The organism is Streptomyces sp. NPDC007896 (assembly GCF_042959425.1).
Lineage (GTDB): Bacteria > Actinomycetota > Actinomycetes > Streptomycetales > Streptomycetaceae > Streptomyces.
Genome location: NZ_JBIBKX010000016.1, coordinates 163,857 through 184,408 on the forward strand (window position 1 = coordinate 163,857; position 20,552 = coordinate 184,408).

The following is a 20,552-nucleotide window of genomic DNA, read 5'->3' on the forward strand; positions in this document are numbered from 1 at the left end:
CGGGGGCACCCGTCTGTCGCTCTTGGGGGGGTCAGCCGGTGTTGCGCAGTCCGGCCGCCACTCCGTTGACCGTCAGGAGCAGTGCGCGCGAGAGCAGCGGGTCCGGCTCGGCGCCGGCCGCGGCCTCGTCGCGCTGGCGCTTGAGGAGCGCGACCTGGAGGTAGGAGATCGGGTCCAGGTAGGCGTCGCGGATGGAGAAGGTCTGCTGGAGGACCGGGTTGGTGTCCAGGAGCTTCTTGCCGCCGGTGACGCGCAGTACCTCGCGGACGGTCAGCTCGTGTTCGGCCTCGATGGTGGCGAAGACGTGCTTGAGTTCGTCGGGGACGAGGGTGTCGACGTAGTGGCGGGCGATCCGCAGGTCGGTCTTCGCGAGGGTCATCTCGACGTTGGAGATGAAGTTCTGGAAGAAGTGCCACTGCTCGTGCATCTCGTCGAGCACGGTGTCCAGGCCCGATTCGCGCAGGGCCCTGAGGCCGGAGCCGACGCCGAACCAGCCGGGCACGATCTGCCGTGACTGGGTCCAGCCGAAGACCCAGGGGATGGCCCTCAGTCCGTCGAGACCGGCGCCGCTGTCGGGGCGGCGGGAGGGCCGCGAGCCGAGGTGCAGGTCGGCGAGCTGGTCCACAGGCGTGGCGGCGAAGAAGTACGCCGGGAGGTCCGGGTCCTCGACGAGTCGCCGGTAGGCGTTGTGGGCGGCGTCCGAGACGACGTCCATGGCCGCGTCCCAGCGGGCCAGCGCCTCGTCGGACTGGCGGGGGGCGGTGTGCAGGGCGGAGGCCTGGAGGGTGGCGGCGACCGTGAGTTCCAGGTTCTCGCGGGCGAGCGAGGGCACGAGGTACTTGTCGGAGATGACCTCGCCCTGCTCGGTCACCTTGATCTCGCCCTCCAGCGTGCCCCAGGGCTGCGCGAGGATCGCGTCGTGGGAGGGGCCGCCGCCGCGGCCGACGGTGCCGCCACGGCCGTGGAAGAGACGCAGGCGTACGCCGTAGCGGTGGGCGACGTCGCGCAGGCGGCGCTGGGCGCGGTGGATCTCCCACTGGGAGGTCGTGATGCCGCCGAACTTCGAGGAGTCGGAGTAGCCGAGCATGACCTCCTGGACGTCCCCGCGCAGCGCCACGAGGCGGCGGTAGGAGGGGTCGGAGAGCATGTCCTCGAGGATCGTGTCGGCGGCCTTCAGCTCGTCCGTCGTCTCCAGGAGCGGGACGATGCCGATCTTGGCCCAGCCGGCGTGCAGGTCGAGCAGGCCCGCCTCCCGCGCGAGTACGGCCGCGGCGAACACGTCGTCGGCGCCCTGGCACATCGAGATGATGTACGACTCGATGACCTCGGGTCCGAAGATCTCCAGGGCCTTCTTGACCGTCCCGAAGACACCGAGGGTCTTGGCACCGGCGGCGTCGAGGGGCGCGGGGGTCGGGGCGAGCGGGCGACGGGAGCGGAGTTCCTTGGCGAGGAGCTTGGCGCGGTAGTCGCGGGGCATGTCGACGTAGCGCCAGGATTCCTCGCCGAGGCGGTCGAAAAGCTGGCCGAGGGCGTGGTGGTGGGCGTCGGCGTGCTCGCGTACGTCCATGGTGGCGAGCTGGAGGCCGAAGGCGGCCAGGGTGCGGATGGTGCGGTTCATCCGGCCGTCGGCGAACAGCGCGCCGCGGTGCTCGCGCAGCGAGGTCTGGATGAGGGTGAGGTCGCGCAGGAGTTCGCCGGTGCCGAGGTAGTCGCGGCCGTCCTCGTGCGGGGTGTCCTTGGCGAGGCGCTGCTTGGTGTTCTCCAGCTTCTGCCGGATGCAGGTGGCCTTGAGCCGGTAGGGCTCCTCGGCGTTGAGGCGCTTGTAGCGGGGGCTGATCTCGGGGAGCCGCTCCAGGTCGCTCTGGAGGGATTCGAGGAGTTCCTCGGTGGCGCCGGTGTAGCGGATGGAGTTGGAGAGGAAGCCGCGGAGTTCGTCGATGACGTCCAGGGCGTCGTTGATGCCGTGTTCGTGCTGGAGGATCAGGACGTCCCAGGTGACGGCGGGGGTGACGTTCGGGTTGCCGTCGCGGTCTCCGCCGATCCAGGTGCCGAAGGTGAGCGGCCGGGTGTCGTCCGGGAGCTGCACGCCGACGCGCTCCAGCTCCGCGGTCAGATCCTCCAGGACGTCGCCCACCGCGCCCGCGTGCAGCTCGTCGAGGTAGTAGATGGCGTTGCGGGCCTCGTCCGCGGGCTCCGGGCGGACCACGCGCAGTTCGTCCGTCTGCCACACCAGGTCGATGTTCTCGGCCAGCCGGGTGTCGTAGCGGCGGCGGTCGGCCTCGATGACGGGGGTCTCGAGGAGCGCGGCGATACGGCGCAGCTTGTTGAGGACCGAACGGCGGGCGGCTTCCGTCGGGTGGGCGGTGAAGACCGGGCGGACGTTCAGGTTCTTGACGGTCTGCTTCAGGTGTTCGGGGTCGGCGTCCTTGAGCCGGTCCGCCGTTCGGGCGAGGAGTCCGCCCTCGGCGGCCCGCTTGGCGCGCAGCTCGCGGCCGCGGTGCACCTGCTCGGTGACATTCGCCAGATGGAAGTACGTGGAGAAGGCGCGGACCAGCTTGGCCGCGGTCTCCAGCTCGGTGCTGCGCAGCAGCTCGGCGGCTGCCTCGCCGTCCTCGCGGGTCAGGCGGCGGACCTTCTCGACCAGTTCCAGGAGCTCGGGGCCCTCCTGACGGACGAGGGTCTCACCGAGCAGGTCGCCCAGGCGGCGGATGTCGGCGCGCAGCTCGCTGCTGGTCGTCGTGGTCTGGTCGTCGGCACTGCTCACAGGTGCGGCTCCTTGCAGTGTGGAAGCTCGGCTGAAGAGTGTGGAAGCTCGTCTGAAGCTCGTCAGGGAGGGAACCCGGATGGCGGCCGCGCGGCGGGGTGCCGCTTAGGGACGTGGCATCCGGGAAGAAAACAGAACGGACCGCGCTGTCCGACCGAATCCAAGGATAGGTGTCCATGCGGACGCGCAGGCTGTTGGGCTCTTGCCGCCGGGCTGCGCGCTGCCATACTTACGACGCCGTAAGTTACGGATGCGTAGGGCCTCACGTCAGCTGGCAGGAGGACCCTGAGATCCCGTAACCGGCCATCTCCCCCGCCCTCGAACCCCACAAGGGGATGCTCATGCCCACGAGTTCCGACGTGATCGACGACGCCCCGCGGTCGCCCGACGACGCCTCGCTCCCCGCCGCCACGCTGGGTGGTGAGCGAAAGGGGTCACTCGAACAGATCACGCTGCTTCTCTTCATCGCTGTTCCGTTCGTAGCCCTTGTGGCAGCGGTGCCGCTGGCCTGGGGCCGGGGGGTGAGCTGGCTGGACATCGGCCTGCTGGTCTTCTTCTACTACCTGGGTTGCCACGGCGTCACGATCGGCTACCACCGCTACTTCACGCACGGCTCCTTCAAGGCGAAGCGCCCGCTGCGGATCGGGCTGGCGATCGCCGGTTCGATGGCGGTCGAGGGCCCTGTGGTCCGCTGGGTCGCCGACCACCGCAAGCACCACAAGTTCTCCGACGCCGAGGGTGACCCCCACTCGCCGTGGCGCTACGGGGAGACGGTGCCGGCCCTGATGAAGGGCCTGTGGTGGGCGCACATCGGCTGGATGTTCGACGAGGAGCGGACCCCGCAGGAGAAGTACGCGCCGGACCTGATCAAGGATCCGGCGATCCGTGCGATCTCGCGCCAGTTCATCTACTGGACGATGCTGTCCCTCGCCCTCCCCCCGCTGATCGGCGGTCTGGCGACGATGTCCTGGTGGGGCGCGTTCACCGGCTTCTTCTGGGGCTCGCTGGTCCGGGTGGCGCTGCTGCATCACGTCACCTGGTCGATCAACTCGATCTGTCACGCGGTGGGCAAGCGGCCCTTCAAGTCGCGGGACCGCTCGGGCAACGTGTGGTGGCTGGCCGTGCTCTCCTGCGGTGAGTCCTGGCACAACCTGCACCACGCCGACCCGACCTCGGCGCGGCACGGCGTACAGCGCGGCCAGGTCGACTCCTCGGCGCGGATCATCCGCTGGTGCGAGCAGCTCGGCTGGGCGTCCGACGTGCGCTGGCCGTCACGCTCGCGTATCGATTCGAAGCGCATCACGGACGGGTCGGCCTCCCGGGGCGAGACGGGAACCGCTGAAGCGGCATGATTGACGGTGTGGCGACCGACTCCAGCAGCACCCCGAGCAGCAGTGAAAAGCCGCGGCGTGCGCGCCGCACCCGCATGACCGGTGCGGAGCGCCGTCAGCAGCTGCTGGAGATCGGTCGCACCCTGTTCGCGGCGAAGGGCTTCGAGGGGACGTCGGTGGAGGAGATCGCGGCGAAGGCCGGCGTCTCCAAACCGGTGGTCTACGAGCACTTCGGCGGCAAGGAGGGGCTGTACGCGGTGGTGGTGGACCGCGAGATGCGCCGTCTGCTGGACATGGTGACCGGCTCTCTCACCGCCGGTCACCCCCGCGAGCTGTGCGAACAGGCCGCGTTCGCTCTCCTGGACTACATCGAGGAGTACACGGACGGCTTCCGCATCCTGGTCCGTGATTCACCCATCCCCCAGTCGACGGGTTCGTTCGCCTCGCTGATCTCGGACATCGCCACCCAGGTGGAGGACATCCTGGGCCGCGAGTTCAAGCTGCGCGGCTTCGACCCGAAACTGGCCCCCCTCTACGCCCAGGCCCTGGTCGGCATGGTCGCCCTGACGGGCCAGTGGTGGCTGGACGTCCGCAAGCCCCGCAAGGCGGAGGTGGCGGCCCATCTGGTGAACCTGGCCTGGCACGGCCTGGACGGTCTGGAGCCGAAGCCGCGTTTGATCGGGCATCGCAAGTCCTAGGAGCCGAGCCGCTCCGGGGAACGGGACCCGAGCCGCTCCACGGATCCGAGCTGTTCCACGGATCCGAGCCGCTCCACGGATCCGAGCAGCTGTTCCACGGATCCGAGCGGCTCCAGGAACTCCAGTCGGTTGCCGACGGGGTCCTCGGAGTAGAAGCGGCGGTGGCCGGGGAGGTTGTCGTCCCAGGTGACCTCGGCCTTGTGGGCCCGCAGGCGGGCGGCGCAGGCCTCGATGCCGGTGACGCGCAGCCCGGGGTGGGCCTTCTTCGCGGGCCGGAAGTCCTTCTCGATCCCGATGTGCAGTTGCACGGCACCCGCCCGGAACCAGCAGCCGCCGCGGGCGGCGAGGACGGGCGGTTTGGGGATCTCGGTCATGCCGAGAACCTCGACGTAGTACACGCGCAGGAAGTCCTCCGAGCCGGGCGGGGCCGCGAGCTGGACGTGGTCGATGGCGGCGAGCATCCGCTCACGCTTCCTTGTGCGCCACGGCGAACAGGCGGCGGAAGGGCAGCACCGTGCCGTACGGGGCCGTCGGATAGGCGTCGCGGAGCAGGTCGCGGTACTCGGTGACGAAGGCGTCGCGGGCCTTGGGGTCGTCGGCGAGGGCCGTCAGCACCGGGCGCAGCCCCGTGCCCTTCACCCAGTCCAGCACCGGGTCCGCACCGGTCAGGATCTGCTCGTACGTCGTCTGCCAGACGTCCGCCGTGCAGCCGAGGCGGGTCAGCCGGTCCAGGTAGACCAGCGGTTCGTGGACGGAGTCCTCGTGCCGCAGGACGCCTTCGAGGCGGTCCTTCCAGCGGGCGGAGGCGGCGAGCTCGCGCATCAGGGCGTGCAGGGGCGCGTCGATGTTGTCGGGAACCTGGAAGGCGAAGGTGCCGCCGGGTGCCAGCGCGGCCACCCAGTCACGGAACCGCTCCACGTGCCCCGGCACCCACTGCAGTGCCGCGTTCGACACGATCAGGTCGTACGTCTCCGTCGGCGCCCAGGTCGTCGCGTCCGCGGGGGCGAAGTCGAGGCGTCCGCCGCCGGCCGTGGGGCCCGTGTACGGCTCGGTCCTGGCGAGCATCTCGGGTGAGTTGTCGTACCCGGTGATGTGCGCGGTGGGCCAGCGGTCGGCGAGGAGGACGGTCACGTTGCCCGGGCCGCAGCCGAGGTCGGCGATGCGGGGCGGGGTGCCGGGGAGGTCGGGGACCCGGGCGAGGAGGTCGGTGAACGGGCGGGCGCGGTGGCCGGCGTGGCGCAGGTACTGGGCGGGGTCCCAGGTGGGAGTGGTCATGTCTGCTACTTTCCCCTCACATTTATCTCGACGTCAAGAGACTTGATATCAAGAGACTTCATGTCGACACAACCACTACACTGATCGTCATGGAGGACGAGGTCGATCGGCTGGTCGCAGCATGGCGCCGGGAGCGCCCTGACCTCGACGTGGAACCGCTCGAGGTACTCAGTCGGGTGAGCAGGCTCGCCCGGCACCTTGACCGCGCCCGACGGCTGGCGTTCTCCGAGCACAGCCTGGAGCCCTGGGAGTTCGACGTGCTGACCGCACTGCGGCGCGCGGGCTCCCCGTACCAGCTCTCCCCCGGCCAGCTGCTCACGCAGACGCTCGTCACCTCCGGCACGATGACCAACCGCATCGACCGGCTGACGAAGAAGGGCCTGGTGGAGCGCCTCCCGGACCCGAGCGACCGCCGGGGCGTACTCGTGCGCCTCACGGACGAGGGACGCGACCGCGCCGACCAGGCGCTCGCCGGACTCCTCGACCAGGAGCGCGCGATCCTGGCCGAACTCAGCAAGGCGCAGCGCGGTGAACTCGCGTCCCTGCTACGCCAGCTGACCGCCCCGTTCGACAACATCCCCGGCTAGGTCGACGGGCCCGACCCCGGCCCGGCGGGCGAGGGCGACCGCGGCGAGCGTCGAGTGGACGCCCAACTTCCCCAGCACGTTCTGCATATGGGTACGGACGGTGTGCGGGGAGAGGAACAGCCTCTCCGCGACGGCCTTGCGCCCCAGCCCCGCGACCATGCACCGCAGCACTTCCCGCTCCCGCGGCGTGAGCGATTCGACCAGCCGCTCGCTCTCGGTGCGGTGCTTGCGGGCGGCGGTCAACTCCCGCAGGACGCCGGTGAGCAGGGCGGGCGGAAGATGCGTCTCGTCGCGCAGCACACCCCGTATGACGGTCAGGAGCCGCGACAGGGAACAGTCCTTGGCGACCCACCCCGAGGCGCCGGCCTGCAGTGCGAGGGCGGCGCGGCGCGGATCGTCCTTCTCGGCGAGGACGACGATGCGTACGTTCGGCTGTCCCGAACGGACGCCGGCGACGAGCGAGATGCCGTCGACGAGCCCGTCCTCGTTGCCCTCTTGGACCGGTACGGCAGGACGGGCGCCGGGCAGATTGCCGCCCAGGTCGGCGTCGACGAGCAGCACGTCGAATCTGCGGCCCTCAGCGGATGCCCGCTCCAGGCAGCGCAGCGCGGCCGGGCCGCTGCCTGCGGCGGACACGTCGACGTCGGGCTCGGCGGCCAGGGCGGCGGCGAGCGACTCGGCGAAGATGCGGTGGTCGTCGACGACCAGGACACGGATGCGAACCACTGATACCCCCACTGGTCGGGGGACGGACCGGCGCAGGTACGACACCCGAAGTGATCCCGAGCCCGCTCGAACTCGGAAAACGGGGTGCCGCAGCCGCACGGCCGCCGCCGTGCTGGAACTGCTACCCCCACTTCGGGCGTCGTACCCGACTGTCTCGCCCCCTGATCAGCACCGGCCCCCACCGGCGCTGTTCACAGGGTACGACCGGGGGCGGGCAGCGGAAGGCAATTTGCAGAACTGATTGGCCAGCGCGTTTATGGTGAGCCGTATGTTTCGTATGGAGACAGGAGACGACAAAGACCGGCGTGATCTGCTCCGCCGGCGATTGCGCGACACGAACACAGCGGCGTCCCCGATCCTCCGCGCGCTGCGCGGCACCCCCGCCGAACGGGAACTTCCGCTCCATGTCTGGGTCTTGGACGCCGACGGGGCGCTCGCCGGCGGGCTCGTCGGTCACACCTGGACGACGTGGCTGCACGTGACGTACCTCTGGGTGGACACCCCCCACCGCGGCGCGGGCCTCGGCGGCCGGCTCCTCGCCGAGGCCGAGCGCCTCGCCCACGAGGAGCGCGGCTGCCGCAACTCCCGCCTGGAAACCTGGGACTTCCAGGCCCTCGAGTTCTACAAGAAACACGGCTACGAGGTGGTGTGCGTGATCCCCGACTATCCACCGGGAATCACGGAATACACCCTGACCAAACGCTTGCCCTGACCAGGACTCCCCCGCCTGCGAACACCAGTCACCCCGAAGCTTTTAGGGGCGCGGGGCTGTCACATCATGCGGCTCCGCCGCGTGGGCGCGCCCAGCCCCCCACGGTCCGCAGACAAAGAACGCACCCGAGCGTCAGCTCAAGCGCCGGGCGCCCGCCGAGGGCACCGCCGGGAAGACCCGAGGAGCCGTATAACCGGCGGAGCCGAACGCCTCGGTCACCGCCTTCGTCACCGTGTCCACATCCGCCGACTCCACCAGCACGATCGCCGAGCCACCGAAGCCGCCCCCCGTCATCCGCGCACCCAGCGCCCCCGCGGCGTTGGCCGTGGCGACCACGAGGTCCAGCTCCTCGCAGGAGATCCGCAGGTCGTCCCGGAGCGAGGCGTGCCCGTCCGTGAGGACCGGCCCGATGGCCCGGACGTCCCCGGCGTCCAGCAGCGCGATGACCCGCTCCACCCGGTGATCGTCCGAGACGACGTGGCGGACATACCGGCGTACGCGCTCGTCCGAGAGGCGCGCGAGCGCCGCGTCGAGCTCCTCGTACGCGACATCCCGCAGATGCGACACCCCGAGCTGCCGCGCGCCCTCCTCGCACCCCTCGCGCCGCTCGGCGTACGCCCCGTCGCCCAGCGCGTGCTTCACCCGCGTGTCGACGACCAGCAACTCCAGCCCCAGGGAGGCCAGATCGAAGGGGACCTGCCGGATGGACAGATCGCGGCAGTCGAGGTGCAGGGCGTGCCCCTCGGTGCAGCACGCGGACGCCGTCTGGTCCATGATCCCGCAGGGCACGCCGACGAAGTCGTTCTCGGCGCGCTGGGCGAGGCGGGCCAGTTCGGGTCCGGTGAGGCCGAGTTCGTACAGGTCGTTGAGAGCGAGCGCCGTCACGACCTCCAGAGCGGCGGAGGAGGACAGGCCCGCCCCCGTCGGCACGGTCGAGGCGAGGTGCACGTCCGCGCCCGTCACCGCGTGTCCCGCCTCGCGCAGCGCCCACACCACGCCCGCCGGGTACGCGGCCCAGCTGGTGTTGGTCAGCGGCGCCAGCTCGTCGACGTGCAGTTCGACGACCGGGCCCTCGATGTCGGCGGAGTGCAGCCGCAGCACCCCGTCCGTGCGCCGCGACACCGCCGCCACCGCCGTGTGCGGCAGGGCGAGCGGCATCACGAACCCCTCGTTGAAGTCCGTGTACTCGCCGATCAGGTTGACCCGCCCGGGCGCCGCCCAGACGCCTTCCGGTGCGGTCCCGTACAGCTCCTCGAACCCCTCGCGTACGCCCACCGAATTACCTACCGCTCCTTGTTCTGAGCGAACGCCCACGCGTCCGCGACGATCCCCGCGAGATCCGCGCGGGACGGGTTCCAGCCGAGCCGCTCGCGCGCGGTCGCCGCCGAGGCGACGAGCACGGCCGGGTCCCCGGCCCGGCGCGGGGCCGTGACCTCGGGGATCGGGTGCCCCGTGACCTGGCGGACGGTCTCGATGACCTCGCGGACGGAGAAGCCGTTGCCGTTGCCGAGATTGCAGATGAGGTGCTCACCGGCGGTGGCCGCCTCGACGGCCAGCAGGTGGGCGTCCGCCAGGTCCGCCACGTGGATGTAGTCGCGGATGCAGGTGCCGTCCGGCGTCGGGTAGTCGTCGCCGAAGACGGAGATCGCGTCCCGCCGCCCCTGCGCGACCTGGAGGACGAGCGGGATGAGGTGCGACTCGGGGTCGTGGCGCTCGCCCTGCGCCCCGTAGGCGCCGGCCACGTTGAAGTAGCGCAGCGACACCGCGCCCAGTCCGTGGGCCGCCGCCTCGCCGGTGATCATGTGGTCGACGGCGAGCTTGGAGGCGCCGTAGGGGTTGGTGGGCCTCGTCGGCGCGGACTCGACGATCGGGGTCTGCTCCGGCTCGCCGTACGTGGCGGCGGTGGAGGAGAAGACCAGCTTGCGCACGCCCGCCTCGCGCATCGCCCCGAGCAGCGCCATGGTGCCGCCGACGTTGTTGTCCCAGTACTTCTCGGGCTTCACGACGGACTCGCCGACCTGCGAGAACGCGGCGAAGTGCAGCACGGCGTCGTACGAGGAGTCCAGCCACTTACCGGCGTCGCGGATGTCGCCCTCGATGAAGGCGGCCCCGGCGGGCACACCCTCACGGAAGCCGGTCGATAGGTTGTCGAGGACCGTCACCTCGTGACCGGCCTCGATCAGATGCTGCGCGACCACGCTGCCGACATAGCCCGCGCCACCCGTGACCAGGTACTTCCCACTCATGAACTCGCTACCTCTCGCAGTCGCTGGGCCGCGGCTTCCGGCGGCACGTCGTTGATGAACACGCTCATGCCGGACTCGGAACCCGCGAGGAACTTCAGCTTGCCGGAAGTGCGGCGAATGGTGAAAAGCTCGAGGTGAAGCGCGAAGTCGTCCCTGCTCACACCTTCGAACTCCTCCAGCGCGCCGAAAGGCGCCTGGTGCCAGGCGGCGATGTACGGCGTCGGAGGCTCGCCCTCCCCTTCTTTCCCACCACCCGACCCATCGAAGATCCGGTCGAAGCGCCTCAAGAGTTCCAGATAGACCTGGGGGAACTCTGTGCGTGCCTCCTCGTCGAGCCCGAGCAGGTCGGGCACCCGCCGCTTGGGGTAGAGGTGGACCTCGTAGGGCCAGTGCGCGGCGTACGGCACGAAGGCGACCCACCGCTCGGTCTCCAGGACGATCCGGTCGCCCTCGGCGAGCTCGCGTGCGACGACGTCGTCGAAGAGGTTCTCGCCGCCGGTGGCCTCCTTGTGCGCGGCCAGCGAACGCAGCATCAGGGCCGTACGCGGGGTGGTGAACGGGTAGCCGTAGATCTGCCCGTGCGGGTGGCCGAGGGTGACGCCGATCTCCTCGCCGCGGTTCTCGAAACAGAAGACCTGTTCGACGGAGGGGAGGTGGGACAGTTCCGCCGTGCGGTCCGTCCACGCCTCCAGGACGAGCCCCGCCTGCTCCTCGGTGAGGTCGGCGAAGGACGAGTCGTGGTCGGAGGTGAAGCAGACGACCTCGCAGCGCCCTGAGTCGCCGGCGAGCGAGGGGAAACGATTCTCGAAGACGACGACGTCGTACGAGGAGTCCGGGATCTCGCTCAGCCGGTCACCCTGCGAGGGGCACAGGGGGCACTCGTTCGCCGGGGGGTGATACGTGCGCCCCTGGCGGTGCGAGGCGATCGCGACCGAGTCGCCGAGCAGCGGGTCGCGGCGCACCTGGGAGCTGGTGACGGTGGGCTCCAGCGGGCGGCGGTCCACCGCGTCACGCACCGTGTCGTCGCCCGAGTCGTAGTAGATCAGCTCACGACCGTCAGCAAGCCGGGTCGAGGTCTTCTTCACCGCTGGACTCCTCATCCACACCACACCCAACCATCAAACATAACCGAACACAACAAACCACAAAGCAACAGGAACGTCAATGCCTGCGGGGGTTTGGGGGGTGTCTGTGAAGCTTGGGCAGCGTCATGCGACTCATGGGGCATGGATACGGGCATGCATGCCCCCACATACCTCGCCGCAGGGCTCCGGCTCCCCACGAACGGGCTCGACTACACGATCCTCGGCATCTACTTCGTCGTCGTGCTCGGCATCGGTTTCGCGGCCAAGGCCTCGGTCAAGACCAGCCTCGACTTCTTCCTCTCCGGGCGTTCACTGCCCGCCTGGATCACCGGCCTCGCGTTCATCTCCGCCAACCTCGGCGCGACCGAGATCCTGGGAATGGCCGCGAACAGCGCGCAGTACGGCGTCTACACCGTGCACTGGTACTGGATCGGCGCGATCCCCGCCATGGTGTTCCTGGGCCTGGTGATGATGCCGTTCTACTACGGCTCGAAGGTCCGCTCGGTCCCCGAGTTCCTGCTCCTGCGCTTCGACAAGGCGGCGCACCTACTGAGTTCGATCCTGTTCGCCTTCGCGGCGATCCTGATCGCGGGCGTCAACCTGTACTCACTGGCGATCGTGGTCGAGGCGCTGCTCGGCTGGCCCCAGTGGGTGGCGATCGTGATCGCGGGGTTCTTCGTCCTGGCGTACATCACGCTCGGCGGCCTGTCCTCGGCGATCTACAACGAGGTGCTGCAGTTCTTCGTGATCCTCGCGGCCCTGATCCCGATCGCCGCGCTCGGCCTGAAGCGGGTCGGCGGCTGGGACGGCCTGACCCACTCGCTCGACAAGACCCACGGCAGTGACTTCACCACCGCCTGGGGCGGTACGGGCATCGGCCATGTGAACCCGCTGGGCGCGAACTGGCTGACCATCGTCCTCGGCCTCGGCTTCGTCCTCTCCTTCGGCTACTGGACGACGAACTTCGCGGAGGTGCAGCGCGCGCTCTCGGCGAAGAACCTGTCGGCGGCCCAGCGCACCCCGCTCATCGCGGCGTTCCCCAAGATCTTCATCGTCTTCCTGGTGATGATCCCGGGCCTGGTGGCGGCCGTCCTGGTCCCCAGGATCGGCACCAGCGGCTCGAACCTCCAGTACAACGACGCGGTCCCGTACCTGATGCAGGAACTGCTGCCGAACGGCGTGCTGGGCATCGCGGTGACGGGGCTCCTGGCGGCCTTCATGGCGGGCATGGCGGCCAACGTCTCGTCGTTCAACACGGTGTTCACGTCGGACATCTGGCGGCGGTACGTCGTGACCGACCGGGAGGACTCCTACTACGTCCGCTTCGGCCGCCTGATCACGGTGATCGGCGTCCTGGCGTCGATCGGCACGGCGTTCCTGGCGTCGTCCTTCTCCAACATCATGGCCTACCTGCAGACCCTCTTCTCCTTCTTCAACGTGCCGATGTTCGTGGCCTTCATCGTCGGCATGTTCTGGAAGCGCGCGTCGGCGAAGTCGGGTTTCTGGGGCCTGCTGGCGGGCACGACGGCGGCGATGGTCAACTACTTCGTCATCTACAAGCAGGGGATCATCGCCATCCCCTCCGACCAGGGAGCCAACTTCGTCTCGGCGATCGCGGGCTTCGTGGCCGGCGCGGTGGTGATGGTCGCGGTCTCCCTCTTCACGGCCCCCAAACCGGCGGAGGACCTCCAGGGCCTGGTCTACGGCACCGTCTCCCCCGGCATGGCCGAGCCGCCGGCCGTGGGCGACGACGCGTGGTACCGCAGGCCGGCGCTGCTGGGCTGGGGCGCGCTGATCCTGGCGGCGGTCTGCTACATCCCGTTCTCGTTCTGACGCAGGAGGCCTGAGCAACCATGTCCGACCACTATTCGGACCGCGATGTCCAGCGCGAGGTCACGGAGCTGGAGCATCAGTCCGCGACCGCGACCCGCCTCTTCGACATCCGCACCATCATCGGCGGCCTGTTCGTCGTCTACGGCGTCATCGTCACCCTGGCGGGCCTGACCGCCTCCAAGGCCGAACTCGCCAAGGCCCAAGGCGTCAACATCAACCTCTGGACCGGCCTCGGCATGCTCGCCCTGGGCATCTTCTTCCTGCTGTGGCTGTGGCTACGGCCGCTGGCACCGCCGGTGCCGATGCCGGAGGAGGAGCCTCCGTCGCAGTAGCCGGTGTCGGGCGGGGCTGGAGTGCGCCGGGGGACTCCGGCCCCGTACGGCTACGCGGGCCCTTCGGGGATGAAGAGGTCGGCAGGGTCGGTCACTTCGAAGGCGCGATCGCGCAAGATCCGGAGCCGCTCCAGGTCGGTGGTTACGAACACCTTGGCCTTGACGTCGGGTGGCGCCTCAATCCCCAGAGCGCCGAGTCCTGTTCCTGGCTGCCGTCCTTCTCCTCAGGCTCCGTCGTCATCGAACAGTTCGGTAGCTTCGGTCACGTGGATGGCTCGTTCCGACCAGGCCTTGAGCTGGTCCAGGTCGGAACACGCCCGCACGCGCAGCCGGACGGAGTCGGGAACTTCGATGTCTCGCCACTTCAAGATGTTCAAGATCACCTCGCTCCAATCCTCGACACGCGTCTCCTCCCTCAACTTCTGCGCGACCGGGTTCTTGAAGAAGTAGTTCACCGGCATCATCAGCTCCTTCCAGATCTTCTTCGCCTGTGCATCGACCAGGCCTGACTCGACAAGCTCCGCGAGCACCACCGCGCTGTCGGGATCCACCGTCTCCAGAACCGTCGCGAGCGGCCCCAGTATCGCAGCGGCATCCGCCCCCTTACCATGCGTAATCGCCGAAAACACCGCCAGGGTGACGTCCCGCGCCGCCTCCGTCTCGTCCGCGATCACCGGCACGTTGTCGGGCCCGAGGACCAGCGGACGTACGACCAGCGAGGACCATCCCGGCAGACCGAACCGGATGGGCTGGGCTGCCCACCGGGCGGTGGATCGGCTTTGGGTCATGACGATCAGCACCGGCTCACAGCGGTACTTTTCGTAGAGGTACGAGAGGTAGTACGGCCAGCTCCCGCGCTTCCTCTCGTCCTTCTTGCCCTGCGACTCCAGCACGAGCAGAAAGTCACCCTCATCGGTGTCCATCCGGACCAGACTGTCCACGCGGCGCTCAACCGGCTCGATCTCGGTTAAGTCCGTGTTGACCACGGCGATTGCGCGCGGCTCCGGAAACGGCACGTGCAACAGCCGCCGGAAGCTTCGGATCATCCCCTCCGTGTCCTTCTGACAGATCTGATGCAGCGCCTCATGCGACGAGCTGACCATCAGCCCTCCTTCCTGTATGACGTGATCAACGAGCTACGCGGCGGCGAGGTCACACCACACGTACTTGCCGCGCCGCCCGTTCCTGGTCAGCGGCTGCCACGACCACTCGTCGGCGCAGGCCCGGACCAGGGCGAGTCCGCGGCCCTCCTCGGCGTCGGTGAGCCGGTCCCAGGGAAGGGACGGTTCGGGAGGCTGCGGGTCCGCGTCCCAGGCGCCGATGCGCAGGACCCCGGCCCGCCACTGCACCCGTAGCGCCGCCTGACCCTTCGTATGCCGTACGGCGTTGGAGACCAGCTCGGCAGCGACCAGCTCGGCGACGTCGGTGAGGTGGATCAGCCCGTGCAGGGTGAGGATCAGGCGGACGGTACGACGACTGACGGTGACGGCGCGGAGGTCGTGGGGGATGTACATCATGTACTCCCAGGGTTCGGCGACGGATTCGGGCACGGGTGAACTCCGTTCGCAGTGAGGGGAGTTGAGGATGCCGGGCGGTGGCTGTGCCGCAGCCGTCGTAGCAGGACGGAGTGGTGCGCTTCCGGGGTCCCGGGGTTTCGCAGCGTGTGCGTCGCATCACTGACGGCATGAGTAAAATTTGGGCCCGCGCAAGTCGCTGCCGTAATCTGCCCCTCGAACGAGTCACTGCCTCATGACAGTTGGGGCGAGGAGGAAGCCATGCCGCGCAGACGGCAGCCCACCGCCCGCCAGGAGCGTCTGGGGATCGAACTGCGGAAACTGCGTGAAGCCGCGGGACTCAAAGCACGTGAAGCCGCCGCCCTGGTCGGGTCCGACTCGGCGCAGATGAGCCAGATGGAGTCCGGCATCGCGGGTGTGAGCGAGGAGCGCGTACGCAGTCTTGCCGCTCACTACTCCTGCGCGGACGCGGAGTTGGTCGAGGCGCTGGCCGCGATGGCGACCGACCGTACGCGCGGCTGGTGGGAGCGGTACCGAGGCCTGCTGCCCACGCTGTTCCTCGACATCGCCGAGTTGGAGCACCACGCCACGTACCGACTCGACGTGGAGTTCCTGCACGTCCCCGGCCTCTTCCAGACGGAGGACTACGCACGGGCCATCTTCTCGTACCGCGTCCCCGAGCTCCCCGACAACGACCTTGAGCTGCGCGTCCGCCACCGAATGGAACGCAAAGCGATCATCAGGGACTCCGCCCCCGTCCCGTATGAAGCGGTGATTCACGAGGCTGCACTGCGCATCAGAGCCGGCGACCAAGCCGCCATGCGGACTCAACTCATCCGCATCATGGAACTCTCCGAGGAGGACCACATCACCGTGCGGGTGATCCCCTTCGACCTGAACGGCTTCGCCGGAGCCACCAACGCCATGATGTACGCGGGCGGAGCTGTTCCCCGGTTGGACACTGTCGTACGTGACGCTCCCCATGGTGCGGGCTTCATCGACTCCGAAGCCCAACTCGGCGCATTTCGAACGCTCTTCCGTAAGGTGGAGGCTGCGTCACTCGAACCCGACCGTTCGCGTGACTTCATCCACAGGCTGGCGAAGGAACTGTGAGGCTCACCGTGACCACCCCCGGCAACTGGCAGAAGTCGTCCTTCTCCGGAAGCGGAGACGGCAACAACTGCCTCGAACTCGCCACCACCCCCGCCACCCCCGCCACCATCCACCTCCGCGAGAGCGACACCCCCGCCACCCACCTCACCACCACCCCCAGCACCCTCGCCCACCTCCTCGACGGCATACGCTCCGGAGCCCTCTCCACGCCCCCGGCGTAGCGGGGGGCACTGGCTCTCCCAGGGAACGGCAGAGTCTGGTTCGGCGTCCCCGGCCGCACGCAGAGTGATCCGTGTCAGCACAGCGGGCCGGTCCACCGGGACCGGGTCCGCTCAGCAGAGCCAGGAGCACTCATGAACCACCCCGCCCTCGCCGCCCGCACCGCCCTCGTCACCGGAGCCGCCAGCGGCATGGGCGCGGCCACCGCCCGCCTGCTCGCCGCGGGCGGCGCCCGTGTCGCCCTGCTCGCCCGGCGCACCGACCGGCTGGACGCACTGGCCGCCGAACTCACCGCCGCCGGCGGCCAGGCCCTCGCCGTCAAGGCCGACGTCACCGACCAGGCCTCCGTCGACGCCGCCGCCAAGGCCGTCCACGATGCCTACGGACGGGTCGACCTGGTGGTCAACAACGCCGGTGTGATGCTGCCCAACCCCCTCGACGACGGCCGGATCGACGAGTGGACCCGCATGATCGACACCAACCTCACCGGCGCCCTGCGCGTCATCCGCGCCTTCACGCCCGACCTCACCGCGGCCGCAGCCGACGGCCACACCGCCGATCTGGTCAACATCTCCTCCATCGCCTCCCACGTCGTCTTCCCCGACTACGCCGTGTACGGGGCCACCAAGGCCGCCCTCACCCAGCTGTCCGCGGCGCTGCGCACCGAGCTGGGCCCGCGCGACGTCCGGGTCAGCACGATCGAGCCGGGCCTGACCGACACCGAGCTCGGTGAGCACATCGACAACCCGGTACTGCGCGAGCAGCTCGGCGGGCTGTTCACCGTGGTCCCCGCCCTCACCGCCGAGGACATCGCCGACCTCGTCGCGTACACCGTCAGCCGTCCCCGGCACGTCAACCTGCGCCAGTCGATCGTCCTGCCGACCCGCCAGGCCTGACATCTCCCGGGGTGGTGCGCTGCCTGGCACCAGCAGGGCCAGGCAGCACACCACCCCGATCGGCCACAATCGCCGTATGAGCACCGCGACCAGCCTGAGCGACTTCCTCCGCACCCGCCGCGCGGGCCTGCACCCGCAGGATGTGGCCCTGCCCGACTTCGGCGGCACGCGCCGGGTCGCGGGCCTGCGCCGCGAGGAGGTCGCCGAACTGGCCGGGGTGAGCGTCGACTACTACACCCGGATGGAACAGGGCCGCGTGCCCAACCCCTCGGACACCGTGCTCGACGCCCTCGCCCGCGCGCTGCGGCTGACCGACGACGAGACCCGGCACCTGCATCACCTGGCCCGACCACGCCGCCACACCGCCCGTCCGGCGCGCCCGCACCGGCCCCGCGAGCAGCGCGTGCGGCCCATGCTCCAGCGGCTGCTGGACGAGCTGACGGACGTGCCGGCCATGGTGATGGGCCGGAACATGGACATCCTGGCCTGGAACCCGGCAGCCAGTGCCCTCTTCGGCGACTACTCCGCCATGGACCCGGCCGAGCGCAACATCGCCCGGATCACCTTCCTCGACCCGGCGTCCCGGGAGCTGTACACCGACTGGACCGCCTGCGCCCGCGAGAACGTGGCCTACCTCCACCTGCTGGCGGGACGGAACCACCCCGGCGACCCGCGACTGGCCCAGCTGATCGGGGAGCTGTCGATGGGCAGCGAGGACTTCCGCCGCTGGTGGGCGGAGCACCCGGTGCAGGACAGGACCTCGGGCATCAAGGGGTTCCACCACCCGGTGGTCGGCGACCTGGAACTGACCTACGAGACCCTGCGCGCGGCCGACGACCCCGACCAGGCCCTGATCACGTACGCGGCCGAGCCGGACACCGCATCCCACGACGCCCTCCACATGCTGCTCGCCTGGACCGCCCCCACGGCCACCGGCGCTCATCGGTCGGCCGACTGACGAGCGGCCACCGCCGTCCGGTCGCCCGGGTTTCGAACCGCGCGGAGAATGAGTGGTCGGCGAGGTGGCGATGATGCCGACGTGGCGACTGCGGGACTTCCGCGACGACGATCTCGACCGTGCCATCCAGATCTGGGACCAGGACCGGCAGACGGACGACTCCCCTCCGGTGTTCCCCGTCTCCGAGGTCATGGCCGTGGCCCGGGCCGGCGGCCCCGCGGTGGTCGCGGTGGTCGGCGACGACCTGGTGGGCATGGCGGTGGCGCAGGCCCAGGGTGAGCGGGCGTGGATCACGCTGGTGGCGCTCGCGGGACACTGGCGCAGCCGGGGCATCGGCAGCGCCCTGATCGCCGAGCTGGAGCGGCGCCTGCGCACGCAGGGGATCCGTCGGATCGGTGCGCTGCTCGCCCCCGGGGCCACCGGAACCGCGGCGCTGGAGAACTCCGGCTACCGGGCCCGGGACGGACTGGTCTTCTACGAGAAGGTCGAGCACCTCGGCGCGAGCGACGCGGGTCTGCTCGCGGAGCTGGGCGGGCGGGTGCAGCCGGGCGGGCTCTGGGCCGCCCTCGCGGGGATGGAGCGGGAGAAGGAGACCATCGAGCGGCGGATCGTGCTGCCGCTGGCCGAACCCGCGCTGGCCGACCGGTACGGGGTGGCGCCGCCGAAGGCGGTCATCCTCTTCGGGCCGCCGGGCACCGGCAAGACCAGCTTCGCGCGAGCCGTCGCCTCCCGGCTGGAGTGGCCGTTCGTGGAGCTCTTCCCGTCCCGGCTCGCCGCGGACTCCACCGGGGGCCTGGCCGCCTCGCTGCGGGACACGTTCCACGAGCTGGCGGGGCTGGAGACGGTGCTCCTGTTCATCGACGAGGTCGAGGAGATCGCCGGCGTCCGCTCCGGTGTGGCCGTCGACCCCGGCCACGGCGTCACCAACGAACTGCTCAAGCTGATCCCCGGCTTCCGCGACCACGACGACCGGCTGCTGATCTGCGCCACCAACTCCGTCCGCTCCCTCGATCCGGCGTTCCTGCGCCCCGGCCGGTTCGACTACGTCATCCCGGTCGGTCCCCCCGACGCGGCCGCCCGGGAAGCGATCTGGCGGCGCTACCTGGGCCGGGCCGCCGACGGGGTCGGGTTGCACCGGCTGGTGGAGGCCAGCGAGATGTTCACCCCCGCCGACATCGAGTTCGCCGCCCGCAAGGGCGCCCAGGCCGCCTTCGAACGCGAGATCACCGACCGTCAGGGCACCCCGGCCGACACCGAGGACTACCTCGCCGCCATCGCCGACACCCGTCCCTCACTCACCGAACAGGCGCTCACCGAGTTCAGAGAGGACATCGAGCACCACCTACGCATGTGATGCCGGGTTCTCCCGAGCGCGATCGGCGCCCGTGACGTCGTCGTCGGTCTCAGCCGGCGTCCTCCGCCGTGCCGCCGGGAGACGTCGGCAGCGGACCCGCCCGGTCCAGCAGCCCCGTCCGCGCGGCCAGGGCGGCCGCCTCCAGCCGCGACCCCACCCCCAGCTTCATCAGCACCCGCTGGACATGGGTCCGGGCGGTCGACGGAGCTATCCCCATACCGGCCGCGATGAGCCTCGTGTCCTCCCCGTCCGCGACCCTCACCAGGACCTCCACCTCGCGTGGGGTGAGCATCTGCAGAAGCCGCTGGCCCTCGTCGTCCGGTTGGGCGGCGGGGTTCAACAGCTCGCTGAAGGCGCCCTGGAGCAGCGCGGGGGCGACCGCCGCCTCGCCCGCCCTGGCCTTCATGATGGCGCGCTCGACTCCCTCTATCCGCTCGTCATGGCGTACGTAGCCCGACGCGCCCGCGGCGAACGCGGCGGCGATGCCGCGCGGGTTCGGGACCGGGCCCAGGACCAGGACCGCCACCTGCGGACGCTCCCGTTTGATCCTGATCACCGGGTCGAAGATTCCCGGCTCGGCGGGTGTCGCCGTGCCGATCAGGCACACCTCCGGCGCCCTGGTGATCACCAGCTCCGCCGCTCCCGCGGCGGGCGCCGCCGCGGCGAGCACCCGGTGCCCCCGCAGTTTCAACGCCGAGGCCAACGCCTCGGCGAGCAGTCGGTGGTCGTCGACCACCATGAGCCGCACTCCCATCGAGCAACCCCCCAGTCCCCCCAAGCATCCCCACTGGTTCCCCGTGGATTAGGAGCCCCCCGGCTCTCCATCCCCCGGAAGCTACACGCTTGTTCGACGTTGCGCTTCCCCTACTGGTGAGAAGTGCCCCGGAATATCGAAATTCCTCGTATTCG

The 20,552-nt window shown here is 69.8% G+C and carries 21 protein-coding genes; 11 read left to right on the top strand and 10 right to left on the bottom strand.

Annotation, left to right across the window (positions count from 1 at the left end):
- Window positions 1-31: 31 nt before the first annotated feature.
- The gene (gene ppc / locus ACFZDJ_RS40580) at window positions 32-2,764 is read right to left on the bottom strand and encodes a phosphoenolpyruvate carboxylase (protein WP_391066669.1); all 2,733 of its coding nucleotides are present in this window, start codon (window positions 2,762-2,764) and stop codon (window positions 32-34) included.
- Between the two features lie 341 nt (window positions 2,765-3,105).
- Here ppc and ACFZDJ_RS40585 point away from each other — a divergent pair, with 341 nt between their 5' ends.
- Both ACFZDJ_RS40585 and ACFZDJ_RS40590 read left to right on the top strand, forming a co-directional pair.
- Window positions 3,106-4,116 (top strand): fatty acid desaturase, encoded by a 1,011-nt coding sequence (locus ACFZDJ_RS40585; RefSeq protein ID WP_390930177.1) that lies wholly within the window; start codon window positions 3,106-3,108, stop codon window positions 4,114-4,116.
- Window positions 4,113-4,793, top strand: a complete 681-nt coding sequence (locus ACFZDJ_RS40590; protein ID WP_054233024.1) for a TetR/AcrR family transcriptional regulator — start codon at window positions 4,113-4,115, stop codon at window positions 4,791-4,793. The genes ACFZDJ_RS40585 and ACFZDJ_RS40590 overlap by 4 nt, the downstream gene beginning before the upstream one ends.
- Here ACFZDJ_RS40590 and ACFZDJ_RS40595 read toward each other — a convergent pair.
- Window positions 4,790-5,254 carry a glyoxalase gene (locus tag ACFZDJ_RS40595; RefSeq protein WP_390930179.1) on the bottom strand — a complete coding sequence of 155 codons (465 nt, stop codon included), beginning with the start codon at window positions 5,252-5,254 and terminating at the stop codon, window positions 4,790-4,792. The two genes, ACFZDJ_RS40590 and ACFZDJ_RS40595, sit on opposite strands and share 4 nt — an antisense overlap.
- Before the next feature lie 4 nt (window positions 5,255-5,258).
- Window positions 5,259-6,068 carry a trans-aconitate 2-methyltransferase gene (locus ACFZDJ_RS40600; RefSeq protein ID WP_391066672.1) on the bottom strand — a complete coding sequence of 270 codons (810 nt, stop codon included), beginning with the start codon at window positions 6,066-6,068 and terminating at the stop codon, window positions 5,259-5,261.
- Window positions 6,069-6,157: 89 nt separating this feature from the next.
- Here ACFZDJ_RS40600 and tamR point away from each other — a divergent pair, with 89 nt between their 5' ends.
- Window positions 6,158-6,655 (top strand): MarR family transcriptional regulator TamR, encoded by a 498-nt coding sequence (tamR, locus tag ACFZDJ_RS40605; protein WP_054233026.1) that lies wholly within the window; start codon window positions 6,158-6,160, stop codon window positions 6,653-6,655.
- On the opposite strand, the gene ACFZDJ_RS40610 is transcribed toward tamR, so the two are convergent.
- On the bottom strand, window positions 6,614-7,381 hold the full coding sequence (locus ACFZDJ_RS40610) for a LuxR C-terminal-related transcriptional regulator (protein WP_390930183.1): 768 nt from the start codon (window positions 7,379-7,381) through the stop codon (window positions 6,614-6,616). The two genes, tamR and ACFZDJ_RS40610, sit on opposite strands and share 42 nt — an antisense overlap.
- A gap of 256 nt (window positions 7,382-7,637) precedes the next feature.
- Here ACFZDJ_RS40610 and ACFZDJ_RS40615 point away from each other — a divergent pair, with 256 nt between their 5' ends.
- The gene (locus tag ACFZDJ_RS40615) at window positions 7,638-8,093 is read left to right on the top strand and encodes a GNAT family N-acetyltransferase (protein ID WP_391066675.1); all 456 of its coding nucleotides are present in this window, start codon (window positions 7,638-7,640) and stop codon (window positions 8,091-8,093) included.
- A 132-nt stretch (window positions 8,094-8,225) separates the two neighbouring features.
- On the opposite strand, the gene galK is transcribed toward ACFZDJ_RS40615, so the two are convergent.
- Genes galK through galT form a run of 3 tightly spaced genes read right to left on the bottom strand, consistent with a single transcriptional unit; the run spans window position 8,226 to window position 11,424 of the window.
- Window positions 8,226-9,368 carry a galactokinase gene (gene galK, locus ACFZDJ_RS40620; protein ID WP_385380876.1) on the bottom strand — a complete coding sequence of 381 codons (1,143 nt, stop codon included), beginning with the start codon at window positions 9,366-9,368 and terminating at the stop codon, window positions 8,226-8,228.
- Window positions 9,369-9,376: 8 nt separating this feature from the next.
- A complete protein-coding gene (gene galE, locus ACFZDJ_RS40625; RefSeq protein ID WP_168509104.1) occupies window positions 9,377-10,339 on the bottom strand; it encodes a UDP-glucose 4-epimerase GalE in 963 nt (320 codons plus the stop codon).
- Window positions 10,336-11,424: a galactose-1-phosphate uridylyltransferase gene (galT, locus tag ACFZDJ_RS40630; RefSeq protein WP_391066678.1), complete on the bottom strand. Its 1,089-nt coding sequence runs from the start codon at window positions 11,422-11,424 to the stop codon at window positions 10,336-10,338. Before galT ends, galE begins: the two co-directional genes overlap by 4 nt.
- Window positions 11,425-11,577: 153 nt before the next feature.
- Between galT and ACFZDJ_RS40635 the strand changes: the two genes are divergently transcribed.
- Window positions 11,578-13,257, top strand: a complete 1,680-nt coding sequence (locus ACFZDJ_RS40635) for a sodium:solute symporter family protein (RefSeq protein WP_351698183.1) — start codon at window positions 11,578-11,580, stop codon at window positions 13,255-13,257.
- A 20-nt stretch (window positions 13,258-13,277) separates the two neighbouring features.
- The gene (locus ACFZDJ_RS40640) at window positions 13,278-13,589 is read left to right on the top strand and encodes a hypothetical protein (protein ID WP_168509107.1); all 312 of its coding nucleotides are present in this window, start codon (window positions 13,278-13,280) and stop codon (window positions 13,587-13,589) included.
- Between the two features lie 224 nt (window positions 13,590-13,813).
- Here ACFZDJ_RS40640 and ACFZDJ_RS40645 read toward each other — a convergent pair whose 3' ends face one another.
- Together ACFZDJ_RS40645 and ACFZDJ_RS40650 are read right to left on the bottom strand one after the other, a co-directional pair.
- On the bottom strand, window positions 13,814-14,692 hold the full coding sequence (locus ACFZDJ_RS40645) for a hypothetical protein (RefSeq protein WP_391066681.1): 879 nt from the start codon (window positions 14,690-14,692) through the stop codon (window positions 13,814-13,816).
- Window positions 14,693-14,725: 33 nt separating this feature from the next.
- On the bottom strand, window positions 14,726-15,139 hold the full coding sequence (locus tag ACFZDJ_RS40650; RefSeq protein ID WP_391066683.1) for an ATP-binding protein: 414 nt from the start codon (window positions 15,137-15,139) through the stop codon (window positions 14,726-14,728).
- A 225-nt stretch (window positions 15,140-15,364) separates the two neighbouring features.
- Here ACFZDJ_RS40650 and ACFZDJ_RS40655 point away from each other — a divergent pair, with 225 nt between their 5' ends.
- The 5 genes from ACFZDJ_RS40655 (at window position 15,365) to ACFZDJ_RS40675 (ending at window position 19,643) form a co-directional block, all read left to right on the top strand.
- Window positions 15,365-16,216, top strand: a complete 852-nt coding sequence (locus tag ACFZDJ_RS40655) for a Scr1 family TA system antitoxin-like transcriptional regulator (protein ID WP_391066686.1) — start codon at window positions 15,365-15,367, stop codon at window positions 16,214-16,216.
- 8 nt (window positions 16,217-16,224) lie between these two features.
- Window positions 16,225-16,437 (top strand): DUF397 domain-containing protein, encoded by a 213-nt coding sequence (locus ACFZDJ_RS40660; protein ID WP_390930906.1) that lies wholly within the window; start codon window positions 16,225-16,227, stop codon window positions 16,435-16,437.
- A 132-nt stretch (window positions 16,438-16,569) separates the two neighbouring features.
- Complete coding sequence (locus ACFZDJ_RS40665) at window positions 16,570-17,331, top strand: SDR family oxidoreductase (protein WP_099922226.1); 762 nt, start codon at window positions 16,570-16,572, stop codon at window positions 17,329-17,331.
- 76 nt (window positions 17,332-17,407) lie between these two features.
- Window positions 17,408-18,289, top strand: coding sequence for a helix-turn-helix domain-containing protein (locus tag ACFZDJ_RS40670; RefSeq protein WP_390930195.1), 882 nt, complete (start codon window positions 17,408-17,410; stop codon window positions 18,287-18,289).
- 73 nt (window positions 18,290-18,362) lie between these two features.
- Complete coding sequence (locus ACFZDJ_RS40675; RefSeq protein WP_390930197.1) at window positions 18,363-19,643, top strand: GNAT family N-acetyltransferase; 1,281 nt, start codon at window positions 18,363-18,365, stop codon at window positions 19,641-19,643.
- 49 nt (window positions 19,644-19,692) lie between these two features.
- Here the strand turns inward: ACFZDJ_RS40675 and ACFZDJ_RS40680 are convergent, their stop codons facing one another.
- On the bottom strand, window positions 19,693-20,397 hold the full coding sequence (locus ACFZDJ_RS40680) for a LuxR C-terminal-related transcriptional regulator (RefSeq protein WP_391066689.1): 705 nt from the start codon (window positions 20,395-20,397) through the stop codon (window positions 19,693-19,695).
- Window positions 20,398-20,552 lie beyond the last annotated feature (155 nt).

Coding starts and splice junctions, on each gene's coding strand:
- ACFZDJ_RS40585 (WP_390930177.1), top strand. CDS start 3,106: ATGCCCACGAGTTCCGACGTGATCGACGACGCCCCGCGGTCGCCCGAC.
- ACFZDJ_RS40590 (WP_054233024.1), top strand. CDS start 4,113: ATGATTGACGGTGTGGCGACCGACTCCAGCAGCACCCCGAGCAGCAGT.
- ACFZDJ_RS40595 (WP_390930179.1), bottom strand. CDS start 5,254: ATGCTCGCCGCCATCGACCACGTCCAGCTCGCGGCCCCGCCCGGCTCG.
- ACFZDJ_RS40600 (WP_391066672.1), bottom strand. CDS start 6,068: ATGACCACTCCCACCTGGGACCCCGCCCAGTACCTGCGCCACGCCGGC.
- tamR (WP_054233026.1), top strand. CDS start 6,158: ATGGAGGACGAGGTCGATCGGCTGGTCGCAGCATGGCGCCGGGAGCGC.
- ACFZDJ_RS40615 (WP_391066675.1), top strand. CDS start 7,638: ATGGTGAGCCGTATGTTTCGTATGGAGACAGGAGACGACAAAGACCGG.
- galE (WP_168509104.1), bottom strand. CDS start 10,339: ATGAGTGGGAAGTACCTGGTCACGGGTGGCGCGGGCTATGTCGGCAGC.
- ACFZDJ_RS40635 (WP_351698183.1), top strand. CDS start 11,578: ATGCATGCCCCCACATACCTCGCCGCAGGGCTCCGGCTCCCCACGAAC.
- ACFZDJ_RS40640 (WP_168509107.1), top strand. CDS start 13,278: ATGTCCGACCACTATTCGGACCGCGATGTCCAGCGCGAGGTCACGGAG.
- ACFZDJ_RS40645 (WP_391066681.1), bottom strand. CDS start 14,692: ATGGTCAGCTCGTCGCATGAGGCGCTGCATCAGATCTGTCAGAAGGAC.
- ACFZDJ_RS40655 (WP_391066686.1), top strand. CDS start 15,365: ATGCCGCGCAGACGGCAGCCCACCGCCCGCCAGGAGCGTCTGGGGATC.
- ACFZDJ_RS40665 (WP_099922226.1), top strand. CDS start 16,570: ATGAACCACCCCGCCCTCGCCGCCCGCACCGCCCTCGTCACCGGAGCC.
- ACFZDJ_RS40670 (WP_390930195.1), top strand. CDS start 17,408: ATGAGCACCGCGACCAGCCTGAGCGACTTCCTCCGCACCCGCCGCGCG.
- ACFZDJ_RS40675 (WP_390930197.1), top strand. CDS start 18,363: ATGCCGACGTGGCGACTGCGGGACTTCCGCGACGACGATCTCGACCGT.
- ACFZDJ_RS40680 (WP_391066689.1), bottom strand. CDS start 20,397: ATGGGAGTGCGGCTCATGGTGGTCGACGACCACCGACTGCTCGCCGAG.